This is a genomic window from Ornithinibacter aureus, from assembly GCF_009858245.1.
Lineage (GTDB): Bacteria > Actinomycetota > Actinomycetes > Actinomycetales > Dermatophilaceae > Fodinibacter > Fodinibacter aureus.
Map to the genome: position 1 here is coordinate 2,376,930 of NZ_VMSB01000001.1, position 20,918 is coordinate 2,397,847.

The window sequence follows — 20,918 nt, forward strand, 5'->3', positions numbered from 1 at the left end:
GGATGGGGTGGATCGTGGGCTGCCGATCATGACACGCACTCGGTGTAGTCGAGGATCGGCCGGGTCCCGTCGGGGCGAGGCGCTCCCAGGTACGTGGCCTCGGATGCCGTGGTCTCGGAGTTCTCGGCGGAGAAGTCGACACCGAACGCCAGGCCGAACTTGACGTTGAGGGCGAACCCGGCGACGTCGGTGACCTTGTCGTAGGCGATCGTGCTGCTCGTCGCGTTGTTGTGCAGGAGCATGGCGAAGGCGTTGTCAGGGTCCGCGGTCGACGGGTCGACCATGTTCAGGGAGATCAGACCCGGCCACTGGAAGTCACCGTTGCCGCCCATCCAGTCCCGCACCGTCTGCTGGCTGGCAGCGTCGTCGGGGTCGATCGCCAGGGTGGTCTCGGTGACGACGACGTCGCCTTCCGTGGTGCCGCCGCTCACCGAGCCCCCGCCTCCGGTCTGGTTCTGGCCCTGGCCCTGGGTGACCCCGCCGTCGACGGTGCCGCCGGGGCCGCCGGTGACCTCACTCGTCGAGACGATCTGGATCTCGATGATGTTGCCCTCGCTGTCCTTCTTGACCGAGTAGGACATCCCCACCATCGACCCGAACCCACCCGTTGCCAGCGCCACCTGGCCGGTCACCTCGGAGTTCAGCGAGAGGTCGGTGACGTACGTGCGGGTGTCGTCGCTGGGGTCGTCAGGGGTGCCGCCGGTGTCGGTGGTGGTCGTCCACTGCGCGCTGCCCGACAACGTGCTCGCGATGCCCTGCTCGGTCAGGCTGGCCTGGGTCAGCGGGGCGGTGCCGGTGGTCCGGCTGATGCCCAACGCCGCGTTGACGTCGACGTTCAGCGCGACCCCGGAGAACTTCGTGGTCGGAACCGGGGGCGGCTGGGCTCCCGTCGTGGGCCGCGGCATGCACACGCCCATGCCGCAGACGGGGTGGGTCATGGCCCACTGGTCGTAGAGGTAGTCGTCGAGCTGTTCCCGGAAGCTCTCGGCCTGCGCCATGTCCTCGAAGTGCCACGTGCTGCCGTAGTCGAACTCGACGTTCGCGCCGAAGTCGACCTTGGCCCCGGCTTCGAGCTGGCCCCAGGCCGCGTCGGCCCCGAACCCGCCGGTGGCCCCGATCTCCGCCCCGTTGGTCGCCATCATCGTCACGGTGCCGTCGCTGTACTCGGTGACGACGAAGCCGGCGTTCTCCCCGATCTCGATGAAGCCGATCTTGATGACGCTGCTGTACTCGTCACCGGTCTCGTGCAGCATGCACTTCTCCGGCTCGAACGTCTCCTCCTCCGGGGGCTCCTCGGCGCTCTCGCCGCCGTCACCGCCGCCGCACGACGCCTCGACCTGGAACACGTTCGCCACGGCCCGACAGACGTGACCGCGCACGTCCGCCCCGGCGGAGGAGACGGAGAAGGCGATGAGGCCCACCACGAGGGCGGCGACGGCGATGGCGGCGCCGTACTCGAGCCCGACCGCCCCCCGCTCGCGCCGACGTCGCGACTGCGCTGACTGCATCGTTTCCCCCCACCGAGACCTCACTGACGCCTGCGACGCTACGTCGCACCCCGGCATCCGCGATGGGTCCGTGGGCCCTGATCTGGGCCCAAGAAGTGGCTCAGTCCCCGGCGGCCTCGGGCTGCTCGGCCCACCAGGCACGCAACCGCTGCGCCGCGGCGTCGGGCCCGATGACGCCCTCGTCGAGACGCACCGAGAGCAGGTGCTTGTAGGCCCGCCCGAGCACCGGCCCGGGGGGGATGCCGAGCACGGCCGCGATCTCGTTGCCGTCGAGCTCGGGGCGCACGGCCTTGAGCTCCTCGAGCTCCAGGAGTCGCTCGATGCGCGACTCGAGGTCGTCGTACGTGGCGGCCAGGCGGCGGGCCTTGCGCACGTTGCGCGTCGTGCAGTCGGCGCGCGTGAGCCGGTGCAGCCGCGGCAGGAGCGGCCCGGCATCCGTGACGTAGCGACGAACGGCCGAGTCGGTCCACTGACCGTCGCCGTACCCGTGGAAGCGCAGGTGCAGCTCGACGAGGCGGGCCACCGCCTTGGTGGTCTCCTTGTCGAAGCGCAGCGCCCGCATCCTCTTGGCCGCGAGCTTGGCCCCGACGACCTCGTGGTGGTGGAAGGACACCCCACCGCCGCTCTCGAAGCGCCGGGTGGCCGGCTTGCCGATGTCGTGGAGCAGGGCCGCGAGGCGCAGCACGAGGTCGGGGCCGGGCACCGACTCCGGCGGGCCGTCGGCCGGGCCCTCGAGGTCGATCGCCTGCTCGAGCACGATCATCGAGTGGTCGTAGACGTCCTTGTGCCGGTGGTGCTCGTCGACCTCGAGGCGCAGCGCGGGCAGCTCGGGCAGCACCAGCGCGGCGAGCCCGCTCTCGGTGAGCAGCTCGAGGCCGGCGCGCGGGTGCGGTGCCATGATCAGCTTCACGAGCTCGTCGCGCACCCGCTCGGCGGAGACGATCTCGATGGATGCCGCGAGCTCCCGCATCGCGGCGAACACCTCGGGGGTGGGCACGAACGCGAGCTGGGCGACGAAGCGTGCGGCGCGCATCATCCGCAGCGGGTCGTCACCGAAGGACACCTCGGGGGCGGAGGGCGTGCGCAGCACCTGGTCCTCGAGGTCGGCGAGCCCGCCGTGCGGGTCGACGAAGGTGAGGTCGGGCAGCCGCAGCGCCATGGCGTTGACGGTGAAGTCACGCCGGACGAGGTCGTCCTCGAGGGAGTCGCCGAACGCGACGATCGGCTTGCGGGTCTGACCGTCGTAGGCGTCGGCCCGGTAGGTGGTCACCTCGACGACCATGTCGCCGCGGCGAGCGCCGATGGTGCCGAACTCGCGCCCCATGTCCCAGGTCGCGGTGCCCCACGCGGCGAGCAGCGCCTCGGTCTCGTCAGGTCGTGCCGAGGTCGTGAAGTCGACGTCACTCACCGCACGTCCGAGGAGGGCGTCGCGCACGGGCCCGCCGACGAGCGCGAGGTCGTGACCGGCATCCGCGAACCGGGCGCCGAGGTCGGTCAACGCCGTGATGGACGGCGCGAGGTGCGCCACCGCTCGGCGAAGGAGCGCGGCAGAGGGCTGACGGGTGGACACGAGCACCAAGGGTATGCGGCCCGCGCCGATGGGGACGGGGTACCCCGCCCCGGGTGACCCCACTGGCTACAGTGACCGGATGAGCCACGCCGCCGCCGACCACCCGGGGATGTCCGCTCGTCGGCTCCCGGCGGTCGAGGAGCGCAGCGCGGGGGGTGTCGTCGTCGACGTCCACGAGGGCGAGGCCAGGATCGCCGTCATCGCCCGACGCAACCGCGCGGGCCGCATCGAGTGGTGCCTGCCGAAGGGGCACATCGAGGGTGACGAGACCCTGCCCCAGACGGCGGCCCGCGAGGTGGCCGAGGAGACGGGCATCGAGGGCAAGGTGCTCATCGAGCTCGGCACCATCGACTACTGGTTCGCCGCTGGCGAGCGCCGGATCCACAAGTACGTGCACCACTACCTGCTCGAGGCGACCGGCGGCCACCTGACCATCGAGAACGACCCCGACCACGAGGCGATCGACGTCGCCTGGCTGCCCCTGCGCGACGCCCACCGCCACCTGACCTTCCCGAACGAGCGGCGGATCGCCCGACTCGCCTGGCAGCGACTGTCCGGCGACGCGGCATCCTGCTGAGCCGCACCCCCGCCCGGAGACCCTGCGCCCATGACCACTGAGCCGCCCCAGCCTGCTGACGAGCCGTCCGGCGCCGGTCAGGGCGCCCCCCGGCAGAGCTTGGGCCGCGCCGGCGCGATCATGGCGTCCGGGTCGCTGGTGAGCCGGGCCGTCGGGCTCGTGCGGGCAGCGCTGCTCACCGGCGTCGTCGGCGCCACCGGGTATGCCGCTGACGGGTTCAACGTCGCCAACACGCTGCCCAACCAGTTCTACCTGCTCCTCGCGGGGGGCGCGCTCAACGCGATCCTCGTGCCCCAGATCGTTCGGGCCAAGATGCGCCCCGACGGCGACGAGTTCGTCAACCGGATCATCACGCTGACCCTGGCGGTGCTCGCCGTGGCGACGGCGGCGCTGATGCTCGCCGCTCCCCTCCTCGTGCGGGTGTACGCGAAGTTCGACGACCCCGCCGCCCTGCGCCTGACGACGATCTTCGCCGTCATCTGCCTGCCGCAGCTCTTCTTCTACGGCCTGTTCACCATCCTCGGGCAGGTGCTCAACGCCAATGGGCGCTTCGCCGGCTTCATGTGGGCCCCGGCGCTGGCCAACGTCGTGGCCGTGGCCGGTCTCGTGTGGTTCATGCAGGCCGGCTACCCGTCGGGGGCGTCTCCGGCCGACTGGACCCCGGCGATGATCGGCATCCTCGCCGGAACGGCAACGCTGTCGATCGCCATCCAGGCCCTGGCCCTGGTCATCCCGTTGCGCCGGATCGGCTTCCGGTACCGACCCGTGTGGGGGGTGCGGGGTCACGGGCTGGGCGAGGTGAGCCAGGTCGCGAAGTGGACCTTCGGGTCCCTCGTCGTCAGCCAGCTCGGGTACGTCGTGACCTCGCGGGTGCTCACCGGGGCCACCGAACGGGGCAAGGTGATCGGTGAGAGCGTCTCGGGTCTGGCGGCGTACCAGAACGCCTTCCTCATCGTCATGCTGCCGCATGGTCTGGTCACGGTCTCGCTCGTCACGGCGCTCTACACGAGCCTGTCCGAGGCAGCCAGCCGTGACGACACCCGCCAGGTGCGCCGCTACCACGACCAGGGGCTGCGCCTGCCCGCCGTGATCATCGTGCCGGGCTGCGTCTTCCTCGCGGTGCTGGCCCCGTACATCACCTCCACGTTCTTCTTCAGCAACAGCCTCGACCAGACCCGGGCCATCGCGGTCGTCCTGTCGGTCATCGCGTGGATGGCGATCCCGATGAGCTGGACCTACCTCAACGACCGCGTCTTCTACGCCCACGAGATGACGTGGATGTCATACCGCCTCCAGTGCGTCACGACCGGCGTCGCCACGGTCGGCGCCGTGGTGGCCCTCCAGGTCGATCCTGCAAGGACCGCCATGGTGCTCGGGGCCGGCCAGGTGCTGGCGTTCGTCGTGTCCGCCGCGGTGGGCTTCTGGGTGCTGCGGCGGATGATCGGCAACCTCGGTCTGCGGGCCACGGCGCGCACGTACGTCCTGCTGCTGATCCCCGCGATCGTGACCGCGGTGGGGCTGTTGCTGGCGATCGGGCTGCTCTTCCCCGACCTCGGCGAGACGCGCGGTGCGGCCGGGCTGCTGGCCGGCGGGCTCGTGCTGGGGGCGGCCGGCGCCATCCAGCTCGGGGTCACGTGGGGGGTGGCCAGCCTGTTCGGTGTGCGCGAGATCTCGACGGCACTGCAGCCCGTCACACGGCGGCTCCGACGTCGCTGACCCCTGCGTGCCTAGGATGGCAGGAGGTCACCCGTCGGCAGATCCGGCGTGAGGTGTGAAGCACGGCGCGGTCACGAGCGAGAGGAGCAGCGGTGAGGGGTGTTGGACCCGGCACCGTCCTGGGCGGTCGCTACACCGTTCACCAACGGCTGGAGGAGCGTCACGACACCGAGCGGTGGTCAGCCGATGACACGACCCTCGGGCGGCGGGTCTCGGTGCTGTGCATCGGCATCGACGACCACCGCACCGCTGCCCTGCTGGATGCCGCTCGTCGCGCGGGGTCGCTCAGCCACCCGGTGTTCGTGCGGATCCTCGACGTCGGGCACGACGACGAGGTCGCCTACGTCGTGGAGGAGGACCTCGACGACGCCCGCGACCTCACCCAGCTGGTCGACGAGGGTGGGGTGCCCGGTGACGAGGTGCGCCGCATCACCGGTGAGGTCGCGGCTGCACTGGAGTCCGCCCGCCACCGCGGCATGCACCACCTCGACCTCAAGCCCGAGGACGTCCTGCGCACCCCCGACGGCGACATCCGCCTGCGTGGTCTGGAGACCGCCGCCGTGCGCATCGGTGAGGAGAGCACGGATGCCGAGGATGCCGGTCGGCGCGACGCGGTCGGTGTCGTCGCCCTCGCGTACGCCGGGCTCACCGGCCTCTGGCCGCTCGGTGCCGGAAGCTCGGGCCTGGCCGCGGCACCGCAGGTGCCCGGTGGCGTCGCCGCACCATCGGAGATCGCTGCCGGCGTGCCGCGCGACCTCGATGCCCTCTGTCGGCTGACGCTCAACGACGACCAGGGCCCCACCAACCCCGGCGACTACGCACGACAGGTCGCTCCGTGGCCGTCGCGGCAGGTCGTGGGCCGACCGGTGGCCCGCGTGGCGGCCGCGCCGGCCGCGCTGTCTGCGGACGAGACCGCGGTCGCTGAGCCGGTCACCGAGCCCGAACAGGTCACCGAGGTCATGCCGGCCCTCGACCCCGAGGCACCTGTGGACCCCGAGGCGCCCGCGGACGCCGAGTCACCTGTGGATGCCGAGGACGTCGGCGCGCCCGCCGAGGCCGAGACGTCCCTCGACCACACGATGGCCCTGCCCGTGATGGCCGCTGCCGGGGCCGAGGTCCGCGGCGACGAGCTGTCCGCTCGGGCAGCCGCCGACGACGAGGGCGGCACCGACGACGCTGCGATCGAGGGCAGCGCACCGCGCCGCACGGCATCCGGCTCCGCCGCTGCCGCCGGGGCGGCCGTCGCCGGGGCCGGTGCCGCGGTGGCTGGCGCGCTCGGAACCGTCGGTGGGCGCGTCGGTGACATGGCCAAGCGGGCCGTCGACAAGGTGGCCGAACTGAGCCCTGACACGGCGCCGCGCACCAGTGCCGACGGGCTCGAGGCCCCCGCACCGCTGGTGCCCGCAGAGCCGCTGTCCAAGGACGAGTCCAAGCTGGCACTCGGCATCGTCGCGAGCTTCCTCGTCCTGGCGCTCGTCATCGGCGTCTGGGGCATGTCCCGGATCGGGTCGAGCACGCGCGAGATCTTCGGCGGCGACGCCGCGGCCCCGTTCCCGAGCGCCTCCACGGCATCCCCGAGCCCGTCGGCGAGCGGATCGGCCCCCGCCGAGTCCGCGGGCCCTCCCGAGCCGCTGGCCATCCTCCAGGTCGAGGCCTACGACCCCGAGGGCAACGACGAGGAGAACAACAAGCTCATCCCGAAGGTCTACGACGGCGACCTCACGACGGGCTGGTACTCCGAGAACTACCGCACCGAGGACTTCGGCGGGCTGAAGAAGGGTCTGGGTGTCGTCGTGGACCTCGGCCCCAACAAGAAGCCCCAGACCGTCGAGCTCGTCATCCCGACGCAGACCTCGGTCGAGGTCTACGTCGGGCCCGAGAACCGACGCGAGGGCGCGACGAAGATCGGTGAGAAGGAGATGGCGCAGGGCCGCGTCACGTTCGAGGTCCCCGCCGACGTCAGCGGCCAGTACATCGTGGTGTGGTTCACCCAGTTGTCCACCGATGACGAGGGCAAGCGCCGCGCGTGGCTCAACGAGGTCATCGTCACCGGCTGAGGCCGGATGCATCGTCATGTCTCCCGACCAACGCCCCGGCAGTGCCCTCTCGAGCGAGGGCGATGCCGTCGGTGACCGGGCGCTCGTCGGTGATCCCGTGCTCGTGGACGCTGCCGACGTCGGCGAGCTGAGCGACCGCGACCTCATGGCGCGCCACGTGCGCGGTGACGGGGGCGTGGCCTTCGGCGAGCTCTTCCGGCGCCACCGTGACCGCATGTACGCCGTGGCGATCCGCACCACCTCCAACCGCGAGCTGGCGGCAGATGCCGTCCAGGAGGCCTTCATCTCGGCCTTCCGCCGCGCCGACGCCTACCGGGGCGAGGCCGCGGTCACCACCTGGCTGCACCGCATCGTCGTCAACGCCTGTCTGGATCGCCTGCGCCGCGAGAAGGCGGCCGTGCGTCGCGCAGGAGACCTCGGCGAGCTCGACCTGCCCGATCCGCGTGACCACCACTCGGCGGCGGAGGCCCGACACATCGTCCACGCAGCCCTGGCGAAGCTGCCCGAGGGGCAGCGCCTGGCCCTGGTGCTCATCGACATGCAAGGGCTCTCGGTCACCGAGGCGGCCGTGGTCCTGGGCGTGGCCGAGGGAACGGTGAAATCGCGATGCTTCCGCGGCCGAGAGGCCCTCGCCGAGCTCATCGGCCGGCCAGATGGTTCACCGTTCAAAAACCTTGGCTCCGAGACGGAACCGCAGGGGGCACCGTGACGTCCCACTCCCGGCTCGACCCCTGCGTCCGCCATGCCCACATCCGACCTACCGCCCAGCAGGGACCCACCCGGAGGAACTCGTGACGCACCTGCACGATGACCCCACCCCCGTCGAGCACGACCCGACGGGGATGCGCGAGCTCCTGGCGTCCCTCCCCGATCCGGGCCCCATGCCCGAGGACCTCGTCGCCCGCATCACCGCTGCCCTGGCCGAGGAGTCGCGGGCTGCGCAGGGCTCGCTCTCGTCGCAGGCGGCTCGCGTCGTGCACGCGCCCCTCGCCGCGGCGGATGCCGGGAGCGTCGTCCCGCTGCGACCTCGCCGCCCGATGCTTCGGCACTTCGGGGTGGCTGCCGCGGTGGTCACGGCCATCGGTCTGGGCGGCGCTGTCCTCGGCGCCTGGCCGTCGAGCCTGACCGGCCCCATCGCGGCCCTCAGCGAGTCGAGTTCGGCCGACTCCGAGGCCGGGGCTGCTCCAGCCGCCGGCACCGACGCGGCGGGCAAGGAGCTCGGGACCGAGCAGGGTGCCGGTGCCGGCGACCTGTCCGCCGCTGCGCGTGTCGACGGCGTCACCGTCGTCATGAGCGGAGTCGATCACGCCTCCGATGCCCTGGGGGCTGCGGCTGCGGCTCTGCTGTCAGCCAGCTACTCCACCGTGACACCGCTGACGGCCGAGTCGCCGGGGATCGGGCCGATCGCCACCGAGATCGGTGCGCGCACGTGTGCCGACGCACTGGGGATCTCGCCCGAGGCCGGCATCCTCGTCGACGTGAGCAATGTCGACGGTGCCCCGGCGGCCGTCCTCATCGCGACCGCGGACGGCACGCGAACGGCCTACGCGGTGTCCCGGTCGTGCACGACGGGGTCTCCCATGCTCATCGCCGGCCCCATCGCCCTGCCCTGACCCGCGGGGCGAGTCGGTGACGGGAACACCCCGGGCCTAGGATCGGTTCACCAACAGGCACCGCATCTAGCGGTTGTCGACCGCCACCACCACAAGGGGATGTGTCCTGTGACCTCGGACGTCCGCAACGTCATCATCATCGGCTCCGGCCCCGCTGGCTGGACGGCTGCCGTCTACGCAGCACGGGCCAACCTCGAGCCCCTGATGTTCGAGGGCGCGGTCACCGCCGGTGGTGCCCTGATGAACACCACCGAGGTGGAGAACTTCCCCGGGTTCCGCGACGGCATCATGGGTCCGGACCTGATGGAGAACATGCGGGCGCAGGCCGAGCGGTTCGGCACCGAGATCATCACCGATGACGTGGAGTCCGTGCGGCTCGAGGACGACATCAAGGTGGTCACCGACTCCGAGGGCAGCGAGTACCGGGCCCGCGCGGTCATCCTCGCCATGGGGTCTGCCTACCGCGAGCTCGGGCTGCCCGACGAGAAGCGCCTCTCCGGGCGCGGCGTGTCCTGGTGTGCCACCTGCGACGGGTTCTTCTTCCGCGACCAGGACATCGCCGTCGTCGGTGGCGGTGACTCGGCGGTCGAGGAGGCCACCTTCCTCACCAAGTTCGCCCGCTCGGTGACGATCGTGCACCGTCGCGACGAGCTGCGCGCCTCGAAGATCATGGCGGAGCGGGCCCACTCCAACGAGAAGATCTCGTTCGCGTGGAACAGCGCCGTCGACGCCATCCACGGTGACGAGAAGCTGACGGGAATCACGTTGCGCGACACCGTAACTGGCGAAACACGCGAGCTGCCCGTCACCGGGCTGTTCGTCGCCATCGGCCACGACCCGCGCAACGAGCTCGTCAAGGGTGTCGTCGAGCTGGATGCCGAGGGGTACGTCCTCGTCGAGGGCCGCACCACCCGCACCAACATCCCCGGCGTCTTTGCCTGCGGCGACCTCGTCGACCACACCTACCGGCAGGCCATCACGGCCGCGGGCTCCGGCTGCGCCGCCGCGCTGGACGCCGAACGGTTCCTCGCGCACTGAACTGATCGGCCGTGTCGGAGGCCTGCGGCATGATCGGCCTCCTCATCGACCACCAGTCCCTGTTCACCCGTCATCCAGCACCACCACCCGCCACCACCCGCCCCAGACGAAAGGAGCTCCCCATGGGAGCCGTCTCCGCCACCTCCGACGCCACCTTCGAGGCTGACGTCATCAACCAGGACCGTCCGGTCCTCGTCGACTTCTGGGCCCCTTGGTGCGGCCCGTGCCGCGCTGTCGCGCCCATCCTCGACGAGATCGCCCGCGACCACGACGAGGTCTCGATCGTGAAGCTGAACACCGACGAGAACCCGGCCATCACGGGGCAGCTCGGCATCACGAGCATCCCCACAATGCACGTCTACGTCGGCGGTGAGATCGTCAAGACGATCATCGGCGCCATGCCCAAGCCGAAGCTGCTGCGTGAGCTGGAGCCCTTCCTCGGCTGAGGCTCCCCCACACGCCAAGAGGCGCGGATTCCGTTGGTGCACAACGGCATCCGCGCCTCTGTGTCTTGGGACATCGTGGTGACAGCCGCCGGCTGCGACGAGTATCGCCGACTAGTCCCTTCTTTGCGGCACAACCTTTGTCGGCCGCAGTGGTGGTTTATCGGGTGACCCGATAAACCGGGTGGTGAGGTTCAGTCCCGCGGGTCGCGCAGGTGCATGGCGTCGAGGATGCGGTTGAGGTCGTCGACCGAGGCGAACTCCACCGTGAGGCGGCCCTTGCGTTGGCCGAGCGCGATGCGCACCCGGGTCTCGAGTCGGTCGGAGAGGTCGGCGGCGAGGTCGTCGAGCTGGGGCCTGCGGGCGCCGGCGCGAGGGGCCCTGCGGGCAACCGGCGCCGTGTCGTCGTCACCCAGGGTGACGAGCTCCTCGACGGTGCGCACCGAGAAGCCCTCCGCCACGATGCGCTGCGCCATCCGCTCCATGGCAGCGGAGTCCGACATGCCGAGCAGTGCCCGCGCATGGCCAGCGCTGAGCACCCCGGCCGCCACGCGACGCTGTACGAGCGGGGGGAGCTTGAGCAGGCGCAGGGTGTTGGAGATCTGCGGCCTCGAGCGGCCGATCCGGCGAGCCAGCTCCTCCTGCGTGCAGCCGAAGTCGTCGAGCAGCTGCTGGTAGGCCGCGGCCTCCTCGAGCGCGTTGAGCTGGCTGCGGTGGAGGTTCTCCAGGAGGGCGTCTCGCAGGAGGTCGTCCTCCTCGGTGACCTTGATGATCGCCGGGACGACGTCCTTGCCGGCCTCGCGCGAGGCACGCCAGCGGCGCTCACCCATGATGAGCTCGAAGCGGGCCTCGCCGTCCTGGGCCTCGGTCGGGATCCGTCGGACGACGACCGGCTGAAGGACGCCGATCTCGCGGATCGAGTGCACGAGCTCGGCCAGCTCGGCCTCGTCGAAGACCGTGCGCGGCTGGCGCGGGTTCGGGCGGATCTGATCGAGCGGGATCTCGGCGAACTCCGCCCCGGGAACCGGGCGCAGACCGGTGTCGGTGTCGACCACTGCGGATGCGTCGTCGGATGCCGGTGCCTCAGTCTCGGATGCCGGTGCGCCCGCGTCGGTGGCCGCCGTGCCGTCGGCGGCCGGAAGGTCGCCCGGGTGGGGTTCGGCGTCGGGCCCGCCCGATCCCGAGTGGTCCACGGGTGTGACGGAGTGCGGCGTGACGGGCGCCTGGTCACGGAAGAAGACGTCGATCGGACGGTCGGTGGCCGGACCGGACGGGATCAGCGCCCCCAGTCCACGCCCGAGGGCTCGACGCTTCTCGCTCATGCTGACTCCTCAGTGGTGTTCGGGGTGGCGGCCGCGCGTTCGGCCAGCTCGATCGCTGCTTCGAGATAGGACAGGGCGCCGCTGCTGTTCGGGTCGTACGTCATGACGGTCTGCCCGTGGCTGGGAGCCTCGGAGATGCGCACGGATCGCGGGACCACGGCGCGCAGGGTCTGCTGCGGGAAGTGCTCGCGGACTTCGTCGGCCACCTGAGCGGCCAGGCGGGTGCGCCCGTCGTACATCGTGAGCAGGATCGTCGAGACGTGCAGGCTCGGGTTCAGGTGGTTGCGGATCAGTTCGATGTTCTTCAGCAGCTGCGAGAGCCCTTCCAGGGCGTAGTACTCGCACTGGATGGGGATGAACACCTCTCTGGCGGCGACGAAGGCGTTGACCGTGAGCAGGCCCAGGCTCGGAGGACAGTCGATGAGCACGTAGTCGACGGGGTCGGCGGCGGCGGCTCGCTCCTCGACATAGCTCGCCACCGCGCGTTGCAGCCTGGTCTCGCGCGCCACGAGGGACACCAGCTCGATCTCCGCACCGGCGAGATCGATGGTTGCGGGGACGCAGACCAGACCCGGCAGGTCGGCGCACTCCTGCACGACCTCGCTGATCGGGCGACCCTCGACGAGGACGTCGTAGACACTCGGCACCTCGGCGTGGTGTGGGATTCCCAGGGCGGTGCTGGCGTTGCCCTGGGGGTCGAGGTCGATCACGAGAACGGTGCTGCCGGCCTGGGACAGCGCGGCGGCGACGTTCACCGTGGTGGTGGTCTTGCCGACGCCGCCCTTCTGGTTGGCGACTGTCAGGACCCGGGTGCGTGCGGGGCGGGGGACGGTCCGGCCGCTCAAGGTGATCCGCTTGCGGGCATCGTGGGCCACGGCACTTGCCAGTGGCGTCTGCGCGTCGGCGCTGGGCAGCACTGCGGCGATCTGTTCGCGCGCCTCTTCCTCCTCGGGAGGTAGGCCTGACGACGGCGTTGCCGCGGGCGCCGGCGTCGATGTTTCACGTGAAACATGCTCAGGCTCGTCCGTGGCTCTCTTCACCGCCTCGGTGTCGAGGTTGTCGGACCGGGGCTGCGTTTCACGTGAAACATCCGCCTCGTCGGCATCCTCGGGGGTTCCCCCGGCATCCGTGGCAACGTCAAGTTCGCCGTCCACTGACTGTTCCGCCGCTTCAGGTGACACATCATGGCCGTCGCTGGCCGCTACCCGGTCCGTGACTGCGTGAGAGTTCTTGGCCTCGACGGCGGCGGGCTGCTCAGGCGAAGCCGGCGTTTCACGTGAAACGGTGTCCGGGCCGGGCCAGCCAAGGGGGGACGTCGGCGTCCCCGTCAGCCGGGGAAACCCGAGTCCGGGCGCCGCAGTCCGGTGTTCCGGGCTGTCGATCCGTGTGCTCAACGCAAAACCTTCGTCCATGGAGTGGTCAACCACGCCATCCAACCTCACACCGCATCAACACGCCAAAGCGAACACGGTGAGCGCCCACGGCCAGCATGTTTCACGTGAAACATCGGCAGCGCGTCTGATCGCCGGACGGCCTAATCGCCAAGGACAACCGCCTGAACCGCAGTCGCGGGTGTCACGGGCGACACCGCCTCGACCCGAGCAGTGGCAACCGGAGCACCCAGACCCGGCTGGGCTCCGCCTACGAGCGAGCCTGGCGGGCAGTTCGTGCCTGCCTCGAGGCGCGCCCACGCTCTGTGCGCGCAGCCTTGGCGCGGGCCGCCCTGGGAGCAAAGCGCAGATCGACGGTGAGCACCGGCTCCTCGAGCAGCACCGACGAGTGCTCGGTGACCACGGCGTCGGTGAGACCCAGGCGCTCCAGGCCCTTGCGGTCCTCGTCGAGCTCGGTGGCAGCAGAGCGCCCCTTCATCGCCACGAGCACACCCTGTGGCTCGAGCAGTGGAACACACCAACGGGCCAGCTTGTCCAGCCGGGCAACCGCCCGCGCCGTCACGAACGGCGCCGCCAACACGCCGGCGAACTCCTCGGCGCGCCCACGGTGCACCGTCACCGAGTTAAGCCCGAGGTCGGCCACGACTACGTCGAGCCACTGGGTGCGACGCAGCATCGGCTCCACGAGGTGCACCTCGAGGTCGGGCCGCACGATCGCCAGCACCACCCCCGGCAGACCGGCGCCCGATCCGACGTCGATGAGCCGGGCCTCACGGGGAAACGCGTCGGCGATGACGGCGCAGTTCAGCAGGTGCCGCTCCCAGAGCCGCGGCACCTCGCGCGGCCCGATCAGCCCGTGACTGACTCCGGTGTCGGCGAGGATCCCCGCGAACTGCTCGGCGAGCGGCATCCGGTCACCGAACACGCCAGCCGCACCCGAGGGTGCGGCTGGCGCGGACGCGATCGGGGCGTCATCCCCAGCGTCATGTTTCACGTGAAACGTCGTCTCAGGCGGGGAGGATCACGACGTAGCGGCGCGGCTCGGCGCCCTCGGACTCCGACACCAGGCCGGCGGCAAGGACCTCGTCGTGAACCACCTTGCGCTCGAAGGCCGTCATCGGCGTGAGCGGCTTGCGCTCGCCACTGGTGCGAACCTCATCGATGGCCTCCTTGGCCAACGTCACGAGGCTGGCGCGCCGCTCCGCCCGGTGACCCCCGACGTCGAGCATCAGGCGGCTGCGCTCACCGGTGGCCGACTGCACGGCGAGGCGCGTGAGCTCCTGGAGCGCATCGAGCACCTGCCCGTTCTGGCCCACGAGGCGCCGCGGCACCCGACCGTCCTCGGAGTCGACGATGGACACGGCCGCCCGGTCACCGTCGATGTCGACCTCGAGGTCACCGTCGAGGTCGCAGATGTCCAGCAGCGTCTCGAGGAAGTCCGCAGCCACCTCGCCCTCGCGCTCGAGCTGGCCCTGGCGGGTGGTGGGCGCCGGCCGCGCGTCGTCACCGTCGGTGTCGCCGTCGTCGTCGGATGCCGTCGGGTCGGTGTCCGCCTCCACGTCAGCATCGGTGGTGGCCTCGACCACGTCGGGCGCCGAAGCGTCGTGCTCGGTCGTGGCCTCGACGTCGGTCTGCTCGACGTGCTCGGCGTGCTCGGCGTCGTTCAGGACCGGGTCCTGCGTGAGGTTGTCGCTCATGGGTCTCTCCTGGGGTCAGGGGTGAATCAGCTGGTGGAGGGCTTGGCGGAGTCGCTCGGCGGGGTGTCCTTGGCGGTGGTGGCGCCCGACGGCTTCCCACCGGCCGGTGCGTTCCCGCCCGCACCCTTGGCCTTCTTGCGCTTCTTGCCGGTCGGCTGCTGGCGCTGACCCGACTTCTTGGCGCCCTCCTCGGCGACGGCCTCGGCCTCTGCGGCAGCTGTGGCTGCCGCCGCAGCAGCAGCCGCCCCGGGGATGGGCTTGCCCTTCTTGGCCAGGCGCGCGTGGTACGAGGCCTCCGCGGCCGAGCCGGGGGCCGGCATCCGCCGGATGACGTAGAACTGCTGGCACATCGACCACACGTTGGTGGTGAACCAGTAGATGAGGACACCGATCGGGAAGTTGACACCCGACACGGCGAAGACGATCGGGAGGATGTACAGGAGCAGCTTCTGCTGCTTGGCGAACGGGTTGTCCAGAGCCGAGGCCGGCATGTTCTTCGTCATCAGCTGACGCTGGGTGAGGAACGTCGTCGCCGACATGAGGACGATGAGCACGGCGGTGACGATCTTGACGTTGATCGAGTCCGACCCGAGGAAGGTGTCGGACAGCTGCGCACCGAAGATCGACGCCTTCTCGAACTCTGCCGCGACGGGCTGGTCGATCGGGCCGACCGTGGCGCGCTCCCCGCTCGCGATCTCGTCGACACCGTTCAGCACGGAGAACAGGCCGAAGAAGAAGGGAGACTGCACGAGGATCGGCAGGCACGAGCTGAAGGGGTTGGTCCCCTCCTTCTTGTACAGCGCCATCGTCTCCTGGGTCATCGCCTGGCGTGAATCAGGATCGGTCTTGCCCTTGTACTTCTTCTGGATCTTCTGCAGCTCGGGCTGGATCATCTGCATCTTGCGCGACGCCATGATCTGCTTGACGAACAGCGGGATCATCGCGGCACGCATGACGAGCACGAGCCCGACGATCGACAGCGCCCACGTCCAGCCTGAGCCGGACGGCATCCCGATCGCCGTCAGCGCGGTGTGGAACCCGTACATGATCCACGCCACGAGCCACTCGATCGGGGCCATGATCGTGGAGAAGAAGTCGCCCATGCTGTCCTTACGGCTGTGCCGGCACAGGCCGGCGAGGTGGTGTCACGTGCGTGACGGGTCTAGTGGGGGTGAGACGGATGCCGTGGCGCGGCGTTCGCCGTCGCCTCGGCATCGCAGGTGCGCATGCCGGCGGCACTGTGGCTGCCGATGTCGCGAGGGCCGGTGGTGCCAGGGATGGGCCGACCGGTGACCGGGTCAGCCAGTGGGACGTGGTCGACGCCGCCCGGGGACCACGGGTGGCAGCGCAGCAGCCGGCGGGTGGCCATGGCCGAACCGCGCAGCACCCCGTAGGTCTGCAGCGAGGTCACGGCGTAGGCCGAGCAGGACGGGTAGTAGCGGCAGGTCGGCGGCCGCATCGGTGAGATGACGTTCTGGTAGAGCCGAATCAGCCCGATGAGTGGGCTCGCGAGCACCCGACCGATGCTCACGCCACGCCTCCCAATCCCTTGACCACTCGCCGGAGCAACGGGTCGAGAGCCTGCTCCAGTTCCCGCGAGGACGCCTGTCCCGCAAGGGGATTGGCGCGAACCACGACGTCGACGCTGGCGGGGATGCCGTCGAGTCGCTGCGCGACCAGGGCACGCAGGCGTCGCTTCGTGCGGTTGCGCACGACGGCCCCGCCGACGGCCTTGGACACGACGAAACCGACGCGCGGCGGGAGACCCGCACGCGCGCCGGTCGAGGTGGCGTGGACCACGAGAAGCCTGGACCCGGCCCGGCACCCTCCGAAGGAGCGCACCGCCGACGTGAAGTCAGACCGCTCGCGCAGTCTGTTCGGCGCCGGCAGCACCGCCGACCTCAGGCGGAGAGCTCGGAGCGGCCCTTGCGACGACGGGCGGCGAGGATCGCGCGGCCGGCGCGCGTGCGCATCCGCAGACGGAAGCCGTGGGTCTTGGCCCGACGGCGGTTGTTCGGCTGGAAGGTCCGCTTGCTCACGTTGGTCTCTCATCTACGGGGTGGGCCGCAAAGTGCCCGGGTGGTCGGGATGCGCTGGCGCTCGGCTGCAATCGGAAGCCCGGGACGAGGCCGGGAGTGAGGCTGCGACCGGTATGGTCGCGACGTCACGGGCATGCGAAAGCAGCCGAACAACAGGCCTGACCACGGTACGCGAGAGCGCCCGCGGGGGTCAAACCGGCGGATGCGCACACCTCACGCCGGAAAAGACCTTAGGATCTCACGGTGGGGGGCGCGCGCTGCGGCACGACACGCCGTGAATGTCGCCCCTTGCATACCCACAGACTGTGGATAACCATGTGGACGACCTCGGGGAACCTCGGGAAACCTGACCGGCATCGGCCCGGTCATCGGAAGGATTGTGGGAGCAAGTGGCGGACGCGACGATGGTGCACCTGTGGCGCACCACCCTCGAGGTCCTTGACTCCGACGGCATCCCCGTCCAGCAGCGCGCCTTCCTCTCCCTCGCCAAGCTCGTCGGACTGATCGATGACACCGTCCTCATCGCCGTCCCGAACGACTTCACCAAGGAGATCATCGAGACCCGGCTGCGAGACCGGGTCGCCGCGACCCTGGGCCAGCAGCTCGGCCGCGACGTGCGCCTGGCGGTGACGGTCGACCCCTCCCTGGCCGACGCCCCGACGACCGCCGACGAGCATGACGCGTCCTCCGCCACCGACGCTCCCGAGGTCATCGACGACGGGCACGACCGGCGCGCCGCGGGCCGGCGCCAGCAGATCGTCGACCTCGACATCGGGGAGGACGAGGGCGACGGGGTCGACGGGCACGGATTCATCGGCGACCACGGCGCCGCCGACGCGGCCCCCGGGCCGAACGCCACCGGCATCCCCGATCTCGTCGAGGTCCCTGGCGCGCGACGTCCACGCCCCAGCACCCAGGTGCCCGAACTGGTCGAGCTGACCCGGCTGAACCCCAAGTACACCTTCGACACCTTCGTCATCGGGGCGAGCAACCGGTTCGCGCACGCGGCTGCCGTCGCCGTCGCCGAGGCACCGGCCAAGGCGTACAACCCGCTGTTCATCTACGGCGAGTCCGGGCTGGGCAAGACCCACCTGCTCCACGCGATCGGGCACTACGCCCGCAACCTGTTCCCGCACGTCAAGGTGCGCTACGTGAACTCCGAGGAGTTCACCAACGACTTCATCAACAGCATCCGCGACGACAAGGCCGCGAACTTCCAGCGTCGCTACCGCGACGTCGACGTCCTGCTCATCGACGACATCCAGTTCCTCCAGGGCAAGGTGCAGACGCAGGAGGAGTTCTTCCACACCTTCAACACGCTGCACAACGCCAACAAGCAGGTCGTCATCACCAGTGACGTGCCGCCGAAGCTGCTGAGCGGTTTCGAGGCGCGGATGCGCAGCCGGTTCGAGATGGGGCTGCTCACCGACGTCCAGCCCCCCGACCTCGAGACGCGGATCGCGATTCTGCGCAAGAAGGCCATCCAGGAGCGGCTGTCGGTGCCCGACGACGTGCTGGAGTTCATCGCCTCGCGCATCTCGACCAACATCCGCGAGCTCGAGGGCGCCCTGATCCGGGTCACGGCCTTCGCCAACCTCAACCGCCAGCCGGTCGACATGAGCCTGGCCGAGATCGTGCTGCGCGACCTCATGCCCGACGACGCCTCGCGCCAGGTCACTCCCGCGACGATCATGGCCCAGACGGCGGCCTACTTCGGGCTGACCCTGGACGACCTGCAGGGCCAGTCCCGCTCACGGGTGCTCGTCACCGCCCGCCAGATCGCCATGTACCTGTGCCGCGAGCTCACCGACATGTCGTTGCCGAAGATCGGGCAGCAGTTCGGCGGGCGCGACCACACCACCGTGATGCACGCCGACAAGAAGATCCGCCAGCTGATGGCCGAGCGCCGGGCGATCTACAACCAGGTCACCGAGCTGACCAACCGGATCAAGCAGCAGTCGAACTGACTCCATTCACCGGAGTTGTCCACAGGATGTCCACACCGCTCGTGGATGACCGCTGCGGGCCGGACGTGCTCGCGCTGGCCCGATTTCGTCCACCGCTGTGCTCAAACCTGTGGAAAACCCCTCCCCTGCACCGCCCGTGCTGTCGCGTTCCTGTCGAGGGATGCCGGGTTGTCCACAAAGGCTGTGGACAACGTCGGATGCCGGTGGACACGTCGCCCTCTCGACGTGGACGACGTGCGACGTCGACGTGGACGCCCTGTGAACGAGTCGTGGGTGTCAACAGGGCGACCTGTCGTCGTCCACTCCTCGTCCACGACTGGTCCACACCCCGGATCGCCGAGGTGACCTGCGCTGATGGATGCCCGTCCACAGGATCCACAGGACCTATGACAACGATGAGACATCTGGAACTCATCTCGGCCCCGACAACGACCCGAACGGCATCCGGCACCACGTGCCCGGCCAGCGGGAATTTCAGGGCTTCACGGGGGCGAAGCCCCTATGTGCAGGTCCCTTTTGGGGGTTCACGGGGGCGAAGCCCCCGTGTGCAGGTCCCTTTTGGGGGTTCACGGGGGCGAAGCCCCCGTGTGCAGGTCCCTTTTGGGGGTTCACGGGGGCGAAGCCCCCGTGTGCAGGTCCCTTTTGGGGGTTCACGGGGGCGAAGCCCCCGTGTGTGGTCTAGTCTCGGTTTCCCCGTCCGGATCGGCACCGCGCGCATCCGCGCGACCGCTCACCGGGGCGGGTCACATCTGTGCACGAGCAAGGGCGCGCCCGACGCGCCGGACGAGGTGGTATGCCGTGAAGTTTCGCGTCGAGCGTGACGTCCTGGCCGAAGCGGTCACCTGGGTGGCCCGCGGTCTTCCCGCACGTCCCCCGGTGCCGGTGCTGGCCGGCATCCTGCTGCACGCCGAGGACGACGGCACGCTGACCCTCTCCGCGTTCGACTACGAGGTCTCGGCCCGCATCACCGTCGCGGCCGAGGTCTCCGAGCCGGGCACGGTCCTGGTGCTCGGGCGGTTGCTCGCCGACATCTCGCGCAACCTGCCGGACCGGCCGATCGACGTCGTCACCGAGGGCGCAAAGGTCCAGGTCACGTGCGGCTCGTCGCGGTTCAGCCTGCTGATGATGCCGGCCGACGACTACCCGACGCTGCCGTCGGCGCCCCAGCCGAGCGGGTCCATCGACGGGCACCTGTTCACCCAGGCCGTGGCCCAGGTATCCGTGGCCGCCGACCGTGGCGACACCCTGCCGATCCTGACCGGCGTGCGGGTCGAGGTCGAGGGCGACACCATGACGCTGCTCGCCACCGACCGCTACCGCCTCGCCATGCGTGAACTGCACTGGAACCCGACGGCGACCGACGCCAGCCACGTCGTGCTCATCCCGGCGCGCACGTTGTCCGACATCTCGCGCTCGCTCGGGGCCAGCGGTTCGGTCGACGTCGCCCTCGGCACCGCGGCGGGTGGCGACGGCCTCGTCGGGTTCGAGGCCGGCCAGCGGCACACCACCACGCGACTCCTCGACGGTGAGTACCCGAAGGTTGCGTCGATCTTCCCGTCCAGCTCGGAGACCGAGTCGGTCGTGCGCACCAGCGACCTCGTCGAGGCCGTCAAGCGCGTGGCGCTCGTCGCCGAGCGCAACACCCCCGTGCGACTGCGCTTCAGCGAGGGACAGGTCGCGATCGAGGCCGGCACCGGCGACGACGCCCAGGCGTCCGAGGCCGTCGAGGCCACCCTGACCGGGCCCGAGATCGAGATCGCCTTCAACCCCACCTACCTGCTCGACGGGCTCGGTGCGGTCGGCACCCCGTTCAGCCGCATCTCGTTCACCCAGGCCTCACGTCCGGCCGTGCTCACCGGGCAGGCCGAGGAGGACGGCGAGGCCGACACCTCCTACCGCTACGTGCTCATGCCGGTGCGGTTCGCCAGCTGAGGTCGCGGCACCCCGCAGGACACGCGTCACCACCGTCACCACCATCAC

At 70.2% G+C, this 20,918-nt stretch carries 19 protein-coding genes; 9 read left to right on the top strand and 10 right to left on the bottom strand.

Features of this window, described 5'->3' with window-relative positions:
• Positions 1–26 precede the first annotated feature (26 nt).
• Complete coding sequence (locus C8E84_RS11305; RefSeq protein ID WP_159902211.1) at positions 27–1,508, bottom strand: hypothetical protein; 1,482 nt, start codon at positions 1,506–1,508, stop codon at positions 27–29.
• A gap of 100 nt (positions 1,509–1,608) precedes the next feature.
• Positions 1,609–3,078 (bottom strand): CCA tRNA nucleotidyltransferase, encoded by a 1,470-nt coding sequence (locus tag C8E84_RS11310; RefSeq protein ID WP_343041633.1) that lies wholly within the window; start codon positions 3,076–3,078, stop codon positions 1,609–1,611.
• Positions 3,079–3,157: 79 nt separating this feature from the next.
• Here C8E84_RS11310 and C8E84_RS11315 point away from each other — a divergent pair, with 79 nt between their 5' ends.
• The 7 genes from C8E84_RS11315 to trxA all read left to right on the top strand — a co-directional run bounded on the left by C8E84_RS11315 (position 3,158) and on the right by trxA (position 10,525).
• Positions 3,158–3,655 carry an NUDIX hydrolase gene (locus C8E84_RS11315; protein ID WP_159902213.1) on the top strand — a complete coding sequence of 166 codons (498 nt, stop codon included), beginning with the start codon at positions 3,158–3,160 and terminating at the stop codon, positions 3,653–3,655.
• Between the two features lie 30 nt (positions 3,656–3,685).
• Positions 3,686–5,371, top strand: a complete 1,686-nt coding sequence (murJ, locus tag C8E84_RS11320) for a murein biosynthesis integral membrane protein MurJ (protein ID WP_159902215.1) — start codon at positions 3,686–3,688, stop codon at positions 5,369–5,371.
• 92 nt (positions 5,372–5,463) lie between these two features.
• Positions 5,464–7,428, top strand: a complete 1,965-nt coding sequence (locus tag C8E84_RS11325) for a protein kinase family protein (protein ID WP_159902217.1) — start codon at positions 5,464–5,466, stop codon at positions 7,426–7,428.
• Positions 7,429–7,573: 145 nt separating this feature from the next.
• Positions 7,574–8,137, top strand: a complete 564-nt coding sequence (gene sigM, locus C8E84_RS11330; RefSeq protein WP_246197074.1) for an RNA polymerase sigma factor SigM — start codon at positions 7,574–7,576, stop codon at positions 8,135–8,137.
• Positions 8,138–8,219: 82 nt separating this feature from the next.
• Positions 8,220–9,041 carry a hypothetical protein gene (locus C8E84_RS11335; RefSeq protein ID WP_159902219.1) on the top strand — a complete coding sequence of 274 codons (822 nt, stop codon included), beginning with the start codon at positions 8,220–8,222 and terminating at the stop codon, positions 9,039–9,041.
• Between the two features lie 99 nt (positions 9,042–9,140).
• Positions 9,141–10,079, top strand: coding sequence for a thioredoxin-disulfide reductase (gene trxB, locus C8E84_RS11340; RefSeq protein ID WP_159902221.1), 939 nt, complete (start codon positions 9,141–9,143; stop codon positions 10,077–10,079).
• A gap of 122 nt (positions 10,080–10,201) precedes the next feature.
• Positions 10,202–10,525, top strand: a complete 324-nt coding sequence (trxA, locus tag C8E84_RS11345; RefSeq protein ID WP_159902223.1) for a thioredoxin — start codon at positions 10,202–10,204, stop codon at positions 10,523–10,525.
• Between the two features lie 191 nt (positions 10,526–10,716).
• Here trxA and C8E84_RS11350 read toward each other — a convergent pair whose 3' ends face one another.
• The 8 genes from C8E84_RS11350 to rpmH form a co-directional block, all read right to left on the bottom strand.
• Positions 10,717–11,844 (bottom strand): ParB/RepB/Spo0J family partition protein, encoded by a 1,128-nt coding sequence (locus C8E84_RS11350; RefSeq protein WP_159902225.1) that lies wholly within the window; start codon positions 11,842–11,844, stop codon positions 10,717–10,719.
• On the bottom strand, positions 11,841–12,998 hold the full coding sequence (locus tag C8E84_RS11355; protein WP_425495953.1) for a ParA family protein: 1,158 nt from the start codon (positions 12,996–12,998) through the stop codon (positions 11,841–11,843). Before C8E84_RS11355 ends, C8E84_RS11350 begins: the two co-directional genes overlap by 4 nt.
• 487 nt (positions 12,999–13,485) lie before the next feature.
• A complete protein-coding gene (gene rsmG, locus C8E84_RS11360) occupies positions 13,486–14,229 on the bottom strand; it encodes a 16S rRNA (guanine(527)-N(7))-methyltransferase RsmG (RefSeq protein ID WP_246196903.1) in 744 nt (247 codons plus the stop codon).
• Between the two features lie 13 nt (positions 14,230–14,242).
• Positions 14,243–14,932: a Jag family protein gene (locus C8E84_RS11365; RefSeq protein WP_159902227.1), complete on the bottom strand. Its 690-nt coding sequence runs from the start codon at positions 14,930–14,932 to the stop codon at positions 14,243–14,245.
• Positions 14,933–14,958: 26 nt separating this feature from the next.
• A complete protein-coding gene (gene yidC / locus C8E84_RS11370; protein ID WP_159902229.1) occupies positions 14,959–16,035 on the bottom strand; it encodes a membrane protein insertase YidC in 1,077 nt (358 codons plus the stop codon).
• A gap of 59 nt (positions 16,036–16,094) precedes the next feature.
• On the bottom strand, positions 16,095–16,463 hold the full coding sequence (gene yidD, locus C8E84_RS11375; RefSeq protein WP_159902231.1) for a membrane protein insertion efficiency factor YidD: 369 nt from the start codon (positions 16,461–16,463) through the stop codon (positions 16,095–16,097).
• Entirely contained in the window at positions 16,460–16,825 is a 366-nt protein-coding gene (gene rnpA / locus C8E84_RS11380; protein WP_159902233.1) for a ribonuclease P protein component, read from the bottom strand. Before rnpA ends, yidD begins: the two co-directional genes overlap by 4 nt.
• Before the next feature lie 8 nt (positions 16,826–16,833).
• Positions 16,834–16,971 (bottom strand): 50S ribosomal protein L34, encoded by a 138-nt coding sequence (gene rpmH / locus C8E84_RS11385; protein WP_013885212.1) that lies wholly within the window; start codon positions 16,969–16,971, stop codon positions 16,834–16,836.
• 404 nt (positions 16,972–17,375) lie between these two features.
• Between rpmH and dnaA the strand changes: the two genes are divergently transcribed.
• Positions 17,376–18,938: a chromosomal replication initiator protein DnaA gene (gene dnaA / locus C8E84_RS11390; RefSeq protein ID WP_159904785.1), complete on the top strand. Its 1,563-nt coding sequence runs from the start codon at positions 17,376–17,378 to the stop codon at positions 18,936–18,938.
• A gap of 798 nt (positions 18,939–19,736) precedes the next feature.
• Positions 19,737–20,870 (top strand): DNA polymerase III subunit beta, encoded by a 1,134-nt coding sequence (dnaN, locus tag C8E84_RS11395; RefSeq protein WP_159902235.1) that lies wholly within the window; start codon positions 19,737–19,739, stop codon positions 20,868–20,870.
• The last annotated feature ends 48 nt before the right edge of the window (positions 20,871–20,918 follow it).